This window comes from Actinomyces sp. HPA0247, from assembly GCA_000411415.1.
Taxonomy (GTDB): Bacteria; Actinomycetota; Actinomycetes; order Actinomycetales; family Actinomycetaceae; genus Pauljensenia.
The window spans coordinates 1-11,951 of record KE150450.1; the positions used below are offsets into that span (position 1 = coordinate 1).

The window sequence follows — 11,951 nt, forward strand, 5'->3', positions numbered from 1 at the left end:
GTGTTGTGGCGGTGTCCTACTCTCCCACAACCTGGCGGTTGCAGTACCATTGGCGCTGCCGGGCTTAGCTTCCAGGTTCGGAATGGAGGCTGGGCGTTTCCCCGGTGCTATGACCACCACAAGAATTGGTGTTCAACACTCCCCTCACCGTGTTTGGTGGGGTGTGGGTTGATCGTGGTTTGTATAGTGGTTGCGGCTGTTTCGTTGCCTGGTTTTTGTTCACCCCAACGTTGTTTGTGTGTTGGGTGTTGTTTAGTGTTGGCCCATTAGTACCAGTCGGCTCACGAGCACCTCGCGGTGCTTCCACCTCTGGCCTATCAACCCGCTAGTCTGGCGGGGGCCTCTCACCCCACAGTGGGGGCGTGGAAACCTCATCTTGAAGCAGGCTTCCCGCTTAGATGCTTTCAGCGGTTATCCCTTCCGAACGTAGCCAACCAGCCATGCACCTGGCGGTACAACTGGCACACCAGAGGTTCGTCCATCCCGGTCCTCTCGTACTAGGGACGGCCCTTCTCAAGTTTCCTGCGCGCACAGAGGATAGGGACCGAACTGTCTCACGACGTTCTGAACCCAGCTCGCGTACCGCTTTAATGGGCGAACAGCCCAACCCTTGGGACCAACTCCAGCCCCAGGATGCGACGAGCCGACATCGAGGTGCCAAACCATGCCGTCGATATGGACTCTTGGGCAAGATCAGCCTGTTATCCCCGGGGTACCTTTTATCCGTTGAGCGACCACGCACCCACGTGCCATGGCCGGATCACTAGTTCCTGCTTTCGCACCTGCTCGACCCGTCGGTCTCACAGTCAAGCTCCCTTGTACACTTGCACTCGCCACCTGATTACCAACCAGGCTGAGGGAACCTTTGAGCGCCTCCGTTACATTTTAGGAGGCAACCGCCCCAGTTAAACTACCCACCAGGCACTGTCCCCAACCCGGATCACGGGTCTAGGTTGAGGTGACCGCTTGAACCAGAATGGTATTTCAACGACGACTCCACCACCGCTGGCGCGGCAGCTTCACAGTCTCCCACCTATCCTACACAAGTCCAAGCGAACACCAATACCAAGCTATAGTAAAGGTCCCGGGGTCTTTCCGTCCTTCTGCGCGAAACGAGCATCTTTACTCGTACTGCAATTTCACCGAGTTCGCGGTTGAGACAGCGGAGAAGTCGTTACGCCATTCGTGCAGGTCGGAACTTACCCGACAAGGAATTTCGCTACCTTAGGATGGTTATAGTTACCACCGCCGTTTACTGGGGCTTAAATTCACCGCTTCACACCCACAAGGAGTGTTGACGGTTCCTCTTAACCTTCCAGCACCGGGCAGGCGTCAGTGCGTATACATCGCCTTACGGCTTCGCACGCACCTGTGTTTTTGATAAACAGTCGCTTCTCCCTATTCTCTGCGACCCCACAACCCCACACCGCGCGCAAGGCACGGGGAAGTCACGGGGTCCTCCTTATCCCGAAGTTACGGAGGAATTTTGCCGAGTTCCTTAACCACGATTCACTCGAACGCCTCGGTATACTCTACCTGACCACCTGAGTCGGTTTAGGGTACGGGCGCGTTATGCCCTCACGTCGAGGCTTTTCTCGGCAGCATAGGATCACCACAAGTCCACACACGCGTGTGTCCCTCATCAGTTCTCACCCTCCATGCCCCCCGGATTTACCTGGGCGGCGGGCCACAACCTTAAATACGCACAACCATCGGCGCACTGCAGCTACCTGTCTGCGTCACCCCTGTTAACACGCTTGCCTACAATCACCGGGGCCCCAAGACCCACACACACCAACAAACCCGAAGGCTTAGTGGCGGCGTGAGCAAATTGGTTAGCACAATGACTTCAGCATGGGCGGTCATAACGCGGTACCAGAATATCAACTGGTTGTCCATCGACTACGCCTGTCGGCCTCGCCTTAGGACCCGACTAACCCAGGGCGGATAAACCTAGCCCTGGAACCCTTAGTCAATCGGCGCTGCGGATTCTCACCGCAGATTCGTTACTCATGCCTGCATTCTCACTCCCACACAATCCACCAGAAGTTCCCTCCAGGCTTCACCTCGTGCAGGACGCTCCCCTACCCAACAACACACCAGCACTCCAGTTCCTGGCGCCAGCATTGCGTGTTGTTGCCACAGCTTCGGCGGTACGCTTGAGCCCCGCTACATTGTCGGCGCAGAACCACTTGACCAGTGAGCTATTACGCACTCTTTCAAGGATGGCTGCTTCTAAGCCAACCTCCTGGTTGTCACCGCGACTCCACATCCTTTCCCACTTAGCGTACGCTTAGGGGCCTTAGCTGATGATCTGGGCTGTTTCCCTCTCGACTACGAAGCTTATCCCCCGCAGTCTCACTGCCGCGCTACACCTAATGGCATTCGGAGTTTGGCTGACGTCAGTAACCCATAGGGCCCATCGGCCATCCAGTAGCTCTACCTCCACCAGGGACCACGCGACGCTGCACCTAAATGCATTTCGGGGAGAACCAGCTATCACGGAGTTTGATTGGCCTTTCACCCCTACCCACAGTTCATCCCCCAGGTTTTCAACCCTGGTGGGTTCGGTCCTCCACACAGTCTTACCTCTGCTTCAACCTGACCATGGGTAGATCACCCCGCTTCGGGTCTAGAACACGCGACAAACGCCATCTTTCAGACTCGCTTTCGCTACGCATACCCCACACGGGTTAAGCACGCCACGTATCACTAACTCGCAGGCTCATTCTTCAAAAGGCACGCCATCACCCCACAAGGCTCTGACGGCTTACAGGCACACGGTTTCAGGTACTATTTCACTCCCCTCCCGGGGTACTTTTCACCATTCCCTCACGGTACTATGCACTATCGGTCATCAAGTAGTATTTAGGCTTACCAAGTGGTCTTGGCAGATTCACACGAGATTTCACGAGTCCCGCGCTACTCGGGTACCACACCCACACGCCCTGCCACCGGTCCGCTTACACGACTCTCACGCTCTACGGTCAGCCATCCCAGACTGTTCAACTCCCAGCAACAACACGCGCGACCCCCCGGCAGAAGGATCCGATGTGGCCCCACAACACCAAACACGCAACGGCCGCCGCCTCTCACACGCATCTGGTTTAGCCTCCTCCGCTTTCGCTCGCCACTACTCACGGAATATCTTTTCCTGCGGGTACTGAGATGTTTCACTTCCCCGCGTTCCCCCCACCACCCTATACACGTTCAGATGATGGTAACCCAGCACAACCCAGGTTAGGTTCCCCCATTCGGACACCCTCGGATAATAACGCTCGCTCGCCAGCTCCCCGAGGCATATCGCAGGCCGCAACGTCCTTCATCAGCTCTTGATGCCAAGGCATCCACCGAATGCCCAATAAAACTAAACAAAACACAAAAAACAGTACAGAACAAATATGCTCGCAACCACTATACAAATCACAAACAACCCACCACACACACCCAGACACCCAAACCACAAACGATCCAGGCCGGGCATGCAGGCAACCACCACAACAAGCGGCGGACGCTCACACGGTGTTGAACGTGAACCCGACAGTGTGCTCATCTGCTAAAAACTTTATATGCCCAACCCACGAAACGCACCCACACCCACCACCCACATCAGGTGGCGTACACATGCAGGCACAAGAAAACAACCACACACCCACAACAGGCGCAATGATCGTCCCCCACAAAACTGGGCTCCCTAGAAAGGAGGTGATCCAGCCGCACCTTCCGGTACGGCTACCTTGTTACGACTTCGTCCCAATCGCCAATCCCACCTTCGACCACTCCCCCCGCAAAAACGGTTAGGCCATGGGCTTCGGGTGTTACCAACTTTCGTGACGTGACGGGCGGTGTGTACAAGGCCCGAGAACGTATTCACCGCAGCGTTGCTGATCTGCGATTACTAGCGACTCCACCTTCATGGGGTCGAGTTGCAGACCCCAATCCGAACTGAGACTGGCTTTAAGGGATTCGCTCCACCTCACAGTATCGCAACCCTCTGTACCAACCATTGTAGCATGCGTGAAGCCCAAGACATAAGGGGCATGATGATTTGACGTCATCCCCACCTTCCTCCGAGTTAACCCCGGCAGTCCCCCACGAGTCCCCACCATCACGTGCTGGCAACATAGGGCAAGGGTTGCGCTCGTTGCGGGACTTAACCCAACATCTCACGACACGAGCTGACGACAACCATGCACCACCTGCACACGACCAACTAAATGCCACCACATCTCTGCAGTGTCGCCGTGCATGTCAAGCCTTGGTAAGGTTCTTCGCGTTGCATCGAATTAATCCGCATGCTCCGCCGCTTGTGCGGGCCCCCGTCAATTCCTTTGAGTTTTAGCCTTGCGGCCGTACTCCCCAGGCGGGGCACTTAAAGCGTTAGCTACGGCGCAGAAACCACGGGTGGCCCCCACACCTAGTGCCCAACGTTTACAGCGTGGACTACCAGGGTATCTAATCCTGTTCGCTCCCCACGCTTTCGCTCCTCAGCGTCAGTAACGGCCCAGAGACCCGCCTTCGCCACCGGTGTTCTTCCTGATATCTGCGCATTCCACCGCTACACCAGGAGTTCCAGTCTCCCCTACCGCACTCAAGTCAGCCCGTACCCACCGCACGCCCCCAGTTAAGCCAGAGGATTTCACGGCAGACGCGACCAACCGCCTACAAGCCCTTTACGCCCAATAATTCCGGACAACGCTCGCGCCCTACGTATTACCGCGGCTGCTGGCACGTAGTTAGCCGGCGCTTCTTTACCCACTACCCTCACCACAACCCAAAGCTGCGGCTTGACCATGAGCGAAAGAGGTTTACAACCCGAAGGCCGTCATCCCTCACGCGGCGTCGCTGCATCAGGCTTTCGCCCATTGTGCAATATTCCCCACTGCTGCCTCCCGTAGGAGTCTGGGCCGTATCTCAGTCCCAATGTGACCGGTCACCCTCTCAGGCCGGCTACCCGTCAAAGCCTTGGTAGGCCATCACCCCACCAACAAGCTGATAGGCCGCGAGCCCATCCCCCACCAGAAAAAACCTTTCCACCAACCCCCATGCGAAGATCAGTGAATATCCAGTATTAGCACCCGTTTCCGGGCGTTATCCCAAAGAAGGGGGCAGGTTACTCACGTGTTACTCACCCGTTCGCCACTCATCCACCCAGCAAGCTGGGCTTCAGCGTTCGACTTGCATGTGTTAAGCACGCCGCCAGCGTTCGTCCTGAGCCAGGATCAAACTCTCCGAACAAAAACAAAAACGTTAAAGCCCAGAAAAACCAACCAACCAAACAAGGCCAGCCAGCAATCCCAACCAAAAACACTCAAAAACAAAAAACAGGCATAAAAAACAAACAAACACACTATCGAGTTCACAAACAACACCCACACACCCCAACAACCAAGCCACAAAACCCAGCCACCAAAGCAGTGAACCACCACCACAAACCCACTCACAAGCTCGCGGCGACAGGTGAATAATCTACTCACCCCCACACCCAAAGTCAAACCAAAACACCGTGACCCCCAACACACACCCCACAAACCCAACAAACACAACGAAAAGTCGACTTCAATTTCTCTTGCACTCCCCCACTTCAGCATCAAAAGGGCGGGCCCGACCGCGCCTCAGAAGCGCGATCGGGCCCGCAAAACAGCCGAAATGACTCTCAGTTCACATCCATGTCGGGCTGGACGGGGATATCCACGGTCGGAAGGTCACGCACGGCGCGACGCACGGCCTTGGAGACGGCGGGCGCAACCCGCTTATCGAAGGCACCGGGGATGATGTAGGACGGGCTGAGCTCGTCCTCGGAGATCACCGACGCGATAGCTACGGCGGCAACGCGCAGGACCTCGGTCGTAATCTCCTTGACCTTCGCATCGAGGAGACCACGGAACAGACCGGGGAAGGCCAGCACGTTGTTGATCTGGTTCGGGTAGTCGCTTCGTCCGGTGGCGACGACGGCGGCGTACTTGCCGGCGCCGATCGGATCAACCTCGGGCGTGGGGTTCGCCAGGGCGAAGACGATCGCGTCGTCGGCCATGGTCTCAATGTCGGCGGGCTCGAGGATGTTGCCGGAGGAGACGCCGATGAAGACGTCGGCGCCCTTCAGGACCTCCTTGAGGGAGCCGTGGACGTGGCGGGGGTTGGTCGCCTCGGCCAGGGCCTTGCGGGAGGGGTGCATGCCTTCGGTGGCGTCGCCGGACAGCGCGCCGTCGCGACCACAGCCGATGATGTCGCGCGCGCCCTGAGCGAGCAGCAGTCGGATGATTGCGTTACCGGCGGCGCCGACGCCGGAGACGACGATACGCACGTCTTCGATCTTCTTGCCCACGATCTTCAGCGCGTTGATCAGCGCGGAGAGCACCACGATCGCGGTGCCGTGCTGGTCGTCGTGGAAGACGGGGATGTCGAGCTCGGCGCGCAGGCGCTCTTCGATCTCGAAGCAACGCGGCGCGGAGATGTCCTCCAGGTTGATGCCACCGTACGCGGGCGCGATGGCCTTGACGATCGCGATGATCTCCTCGGTGTCCTTGGTGTCCAGGACGACGGGCCACGCGTCGACGCCGCCGAATTCCTTGAACAGGACGGCCTTGCCCTCCATGACGGGCAGGGCGGCCTCGGGCCCGATGTCGCCCAGGCCGAGCACCGCGGTGCCGTCGGAGACGACCGCGACCGTGTTGGCCTTCATGGTCAGCAGGTGGGCCTTCTGGGGCATGTCGTGGATGGCGGTGCACACGCGGGCAACGCCGGGGGTGTAGGCGCGCGAGAGGTCGTCACGGTTGCGCAGCGGCACCTTGGAGTGGATTTCCACCTTGCCGCCGATGTGGCTCATGAAGGTCTGGTCGGCGACCGAGTCGGAGGCTACGCCAGGCAGCGCGTTGATGGCGTCGCGGACCTCGCGGCGGTGCTCGGAATCGCGCATGTCGCACGTCAGGTCGATGATGATGCGCCCACGGTCGGAGTCGGCCACGTCGAGGCCTTTGATCTCCGCTCCAGTCGAAGAGACAGCGTCAACAATGGACGCGATGGAAGTCGTCTTCTCGTCCACCTCGATGCGGTAGGAGGCGGTGTACGACGGCGATGTGCGCATATCTGTCCTTTCGTTGGGCGCCCGGCCACAGGCGGTCAGGCTGTCCTCACGCGCTCATCCTAAGTAACTTTGTACACCTGCCGGAAGGGGGAGGCCACAACGTGGACACGTGCGCATGATCAGGGACGAGGCCGGGGCTCCTTCTGGGGAAAGCACGCACGAGGCCGGGGTGCGTTCGCCGAATCCTGTCCGCGAAGCAGTATGCACAGTCCCAACACGACGAAAGGGGCCGGGATCGCATCGATCCCGGCCCCTTTCGCTCGCGAGGATGAACCTCAGGCGCCGACCATCTCCATGATCAGCTCGCGCACGCGGGCGGCGTCAGCCTGCCCGCGGGTGGCCTTCATGACCGCACCGACGAGGGCGCCGGCCGCCTGGACCTTGCCGCCCTTGATCTTCTCGACGATGTCGGGGTGGGCGTCCAGGGCCTCCTGGACGGCCGCCGTCAGGGCACCGTCGTCGGAGACAACCTCGAGGCCTCGGGCCTCGACGACCTGCGTCGGGTCACCTTCGCCCGCGAGGACGCCCTCGAGGGCCTGACGCGCCAGCTTGTCGTTGATGCGGCCAGAGTCGATGAGACCCTGGAGCTCAGCGACCTGAGCGGGGCTGACCCCGGCCTCGTCCAGGGAAACCTCGCGTTCCTTGGCGCGACGCGAGATCTCGCCCATCCACCACTTGCGGGCGGAGGCGGGATCGCAGCCAGCGGCAACCGTGGCCTCGATGAGCTCCAGGGCGCCAGCGTTGATGACGTCGCGCATCTCCATGTCCGCGTAGCCCCATTCGGAGCGCAGGCGGCGGCGCTTGGCGACGGGCAGCTCGGGCAGCGAGGCGCGCAGCTCCTCCACCCACGCACGATCCGGGCGGATCGGGACCAGGTCGGGCTCGGGGAAGTAGCGGTAGTCCTCGGAATCCGACTTCTCACGACCGGACGACGTTGAGCCGTCCTCCTCGTGGTAGTGGCGGGTCTCCTGCAGGATCGTGCCGCCATCGGCCAGGATCTGGGCCTGACGCTGCATCTCGTAGCGCACGGCCGAGGCGATGCCACGGAAGGAGTTCACGTTCTTCGTCTCGGTACGCGTCCCCAGGGGCGACTCGGGCGTCGGGCGCAGCGACACGTTGATGTCGGCGCGCACGTTGCCGCGCTCCATGCGGGCCTCGGACACGTCGAGGGCACGGAAGATGTCGCGCAGGGCCTGCACGTAGGCGGCAGCCACCTCGGGCGCACGCTCGCCAGCGCCCTCGATCGGGCGGGTTACGATCTCCACGAGCGGGACGCCCGCACGGTTGTAGTCCACGAGCGAGTGGTCCGCGCCCTGGATACGGCCGTCAGCGCCACCGATGTGCGTGTTCTTGCCCGCATCCTCCTCCATGTGCGCGCGCTCAATCTGCACGCGGAACATGGTGCCGTCCTCGAGCTCGACGTCCACGTAGCCGTCGTGAGCGATCGGCTCGTCGGACTGAGAGGTCTGGAAGGCCTTCGTCAGGTCCGGGTAGAAGTAGTTCTTACGGGCGAAACGGCAGTACTCCGCGATCTCGCAGTTCAGGGCCAGGCCGATCTTGATGGCGTACTCGACGGCCTTGTGGTTGACGACCGGCAGGGAGCCGGGCAGACCCAGCGACACGGGGGTCACGTAGGTGTTCGGGTCGCCACCAAAGGCGTTGGGGGCGGCGTCGAACATCTTGGTCTTGGTGCCCAGCTCGACGTGCACCTCAATGCCGAGAACCGGGTCGAAGCGGCGGGCCGCCTCGTCGTAATCCATGAGCTCAGTCATCACTTTTCCTCCCAGTTAGCTGCGGGGCACTGACCCGCGACGTCGTCGCTGAGCGCCTCCACCAGGGACGCCACCTTGTACATGACCAGGTCGCCGCGCGCGGGGGCCAGCACCTGGAAGCCGATGGGCAGGCCCTCGGAGGACACCGCGTTGGGCACGTTCATGCCGGGGATACCCGCGAGGTTCGCGGGGATCGTCGCGACGTCGTAGAGGTACATGGCCAGCGGATCGGAGGTCTTCTCGCCGAACTTGAAGGCCGTCTCGGGCGCCGTCGGGGACACGAGGACGTCGACCTGCTCGAACACCGCGTCGAAGTCACGCTGAATGAGCGTGCGCACCTTCTGCGCGCTGCCGTAGTAGGCGTCGTAGTAGCCAGCCGAAAGCACGTGCGTGCCCAGGATGATGCGGCGCTTGACCTCGTCGCCGAAGCCGGCCTCGCGGGTGGCGGCCATGACGCGCTCGGCGGTCACGGGGCCCTCGGTGGGCTCGACGCGGATGCCGTAGCGCATGCCGTCGAAGCGGGCCAGGTTCGAAGAGACCTCGGCGGGCATGATCAGGTAGTAGGCGCCCAGCGAGTATTCCAGGTGCGGGCACGAGACCTCGACGATCTGCGCGCCAGCCTCGCGCAGCTTCTCGACGGTGGCGTTGAAGGCGTCGATGACGTCCTGCTGGTAACCCTCGCCGCTCAGCTCCTTGACGACGCCGACCTTCAAGCCCTTCATGGAGCCCTGTGCAGCCACGGTTTCGACAGCCTCGGTGAGCGCGGGAACCGGCTCGTTCAGAGACGTCGAGTCGTGGGGGTCGTAGCCGCCGATCAGCTCGGTGAGTACGGCCGCGTCGGCGACCGTGCGGGTGACGGGGCCGATCTGGTCCAGGGACGAGGCCATGGCCACCAGGCCGTAACGCGACACCGCGCCGTACGTGGGCTTCGCGCCGACCGTGCCGGTCACGAACGCGGGCTGGCGGATCGAGCCGCCCGTATCGGAACCGAGCGCGAGGGGCACCATGTAGGCTGCAACAGCCGCTGCCGAGCCACCGCCGGAGCCGCCGGGGATACGCTCGGTGTCCCACGGATTCTTCGTCGCACCGAACGCGGAGTGCTCGGTGGACGAACCCATGGCGAACTCGTCCATGTTGGTCTTGCCGACGATGGGCAGGCCGGCTTCCTTGATCTTGGTGGTGACGGTCGCATCGTAGGGAGGCTCCCAGTCGCCCAGGATCTTCGAGGCGCAGGTGGTGCGCAGGCCGCGCGTCACCACGTTGTCCTTGACGGCGATCGGCACGCCCGCCAGGCGGTGCAGGGTCTCCCCCGCCGCGCGGCGCGCGTCCACGTCGGCCGCGGTGGCCAGGGCGCCCTCACGGTCGACGGTGATGAAGGCGTTGACGCGGTCATCGATGGCATCGATGCGGTCCAGGCACGCCTGAGTCAGCTCGACGGAGGTGATCTCGCCGGCGGCCAGCATATCCGCCAGCTCGAGGGCGCTCTTCTTCAGCAGCTCGTTCATCAGTCCTCCCCCAGAATCTGCGGAACCAGGAACTGACCATCCTGGGCGGCGGGCGCCTGGGCGAGCACCTCGTCGCGGTTCACGGTTTCGCCCACCACGTCCTCGCGCCACACGTTGGTCAGCGGAATCGGGTGGGACGTGGCGGGAACCTCGGGGGTGGCGACCTCGGACACCTTGGAGACGGCGTCGGCGATCGCGTCGAGTTCACCCGCGAAACGCGTAATTTCCTCGTCGGTCAATGCGATATGGGCCAGGCCCGCGACGCGGGCGACCTCGTCAGTACTAATGCGTGACATGTGTGGCATCCTACCCGTATGGCCTTTTCACAGCGACGCCAACTCACCAGGCAGACGTGGTCGATCGTCAAAAAAGCGGGCATTGCCCTGCTCGCCGCCCAGGCGGCGGCGGTCGTCACCGTCCACGCGATCGACCGCATGCGCACCGCCCGTATCCCCGGTGGCGTGCACGGTTTCCCGACCCTGCCTCCCGCCGACACCCAGATCGGCGACACCGTGGCGCGCACGTACACGGAGGGACACTCCCTGTACGAGGACATGCTGGAGGCCATCGAAGGGGCGACGCATCACATTTATTTCGAGACCTTCATTTGGCGCTCGGACAGCTGGGGACAGCGATTCAAGGACGCGCTGATCGCCGCCGCACAGCGCGGTGTCGAGGTCTTCTGCATCTGGGATGGCTTCGGTGTCCTCAACCAGGATCCGCGCTTCTACAAGTTCCCCGAGTTGCCGAACCTGCACGTGCGCAAGTTCCCGACGCTGCGCTCGGGCTTCTTCACCCTGAACATTCGTCGCACGGGCCAGGATCACCGCAAGATCCTCGTGGTCGACGGCGAGGTCGGCTTCGTGGGCGGCTACAACATTGGCGATCCGTTTGCGAACGAGTGGCGCGACACCCACGTGCGCATCACGGGCGAGGCCGTGTGGGAGCTGGAAAACGGCTTCGTCGACTTCTGGAACCACTTCCGCCCCGCAACCAGCCCCGAGCTACCGGATCAGGGTGCGCGCGCGTGGAGCGCGGACGTGACCGCGCAGTTCAACCTGCCGCACTACCTCCTCTTCCCGATCCGCGGCATGTACATCGACGCGATCGAGCGCGCGACCGACCGTGTCCTCATCACGACGGCGTACTTCATCCCCGACCGCGAGGTCCTCGGCTCCCTGATCGCCGCGGCCCGCCGCGGCGTGCGCGTCCAGGTGCTGATCCCCGAGTATTCCAACCACATCCTGGCGGATTGGGTGGCGCGCCCCTACTACGGTGAGCTGCTGCGCGAGGGCGTGGAGATCTGGCTGTACCGTCACGCGATGGTCCACTCGAAGACGATGACGGTGGACGGTCGCTGGTCGACGATCGGCACGGCGAACATCGATCGCCTGTCGATGCGTGGCAACTACGAGGTGTGCCTGCAGTTCTTCTCTCGCCCGCTGGCCGCGCGCATGGAGGAGATTTTCGCGAACGACCTGACGACGGCCCGCCGCCTGACGATCGACGAGTGGGAGAAGCGCTCGACCCTCACCCGCGTGGGCGAGGTGTTGCTGGGCCCCTTGGAGCCCCTCGTCTGAGCCCCGGCCT

Annotated in this window: 5 protein-coding genes and 3 rRNA genes; 1 reads left to right on the top strand and 7 read right to left on the bottom strand. The window is 61.9% G+C overall.

All coding sequences use genetic code 11. The features are described from left to right. Window positions 1-3 precede the first annotated feature (3 nt). The 7 genes from rrf to gatC all read right to left on the bottom strand — a co-directional run bounded on the left by rrf (window position 4) and on the right by gatC (window position 10,657). Window positions 4-121 (bottom strand): 5S ribosomal RNA (gene rrf / locus HMPREF1478_RS00005). Window positions 122-247: 126 nt separating this feature from the next. Next, window positions 248-3,374 (bottom strand): 23S ribosomal RNA (locus HMPREF1478_RS00010). 324 nt (window positions 3,375-3,698) lie between these two features. Then, window positions 3,699-5,238, bottom strand: a 16S ribosomal RNA gene (locus HMPREF1478_RS00015). The 16S, 23S and 5S rRNA genes sit together here, the layout of an rRNA operon. Before the next feature lie 418 nt (window positions 5,239-5,656). Next, on the bottom strand, window positions 5,657-7,084 hold the full coding sequence (locus HMPREF1478_RS00020; protein ID WP_016460035.1) for an NAD-dependent malic enzyme: 1,428 nt from the start codon (window positions 7,082-7,084) through the stop codon (window positions 5,657-5,659). Between the two features lie 275 nt (window positions 7,085-7,359). After that, entirely contained in the window at window positions 7,360-8,856 is a 1,497-nt protein-coding gene (gene gatB / locus HMPREF1478_RS00025) for an Asp-tRNA(Asn)/Glu-tRNA(Gln) amidotransferase subunit GatB (protein WP_016460036.1), read from the bottom strand. Further along, a complete protein-coding gene (gene gatA, locus HMPREF1478_RS00030; protein WP_016460037.1) occupies window positions 8,856-10,361 on the bottom strand; it encodes an Asp-tRNA(Asn)/Glu-tRNA(Gln) amidotransferase subunit GatA in 1,506 nt (501 codons plus the stop codon). The genes gatB and gatA overlap by 1 nt, the downstream gene beginning before the upstream one ends. After that, the gene (gatC, locus tag HMPREF1478_RS00035; protein WP_016460038.1) at window positions 10,361-10,657 is read right to left on the bottom strand and encodes an Asp-tRNA(Asn)/Glu-tRNA(Gln) amidotransferase subunit GatC; all 297 of its coding nucleotides are present in this window, start codon (window positions 10,655-10,657) and stop codon (window positions 10,361-10,363) included. The genes gatA and gatC overlap by 1 nt, the downstream gene beginning before the upstream one ends. 18 nt (window positions 10,658-10,675) lie before the next feature. On the opposite strand from gatC, the gene HMPREF1478_RS00040 reads away from it, so the two are divergent. Then, a complete protein-coding gene (locus HMPREF1478_RS00040) occupies window positions 10,676-11,941 on the top strand; it encodes a phospholipase D-like domain-containing protein (RefSeq protein WP_016460039.1) in 1,266 nt (421 codons plus the stop codon). Window positions 11,942-11,951: the final 10 nt, after the last annotated feature.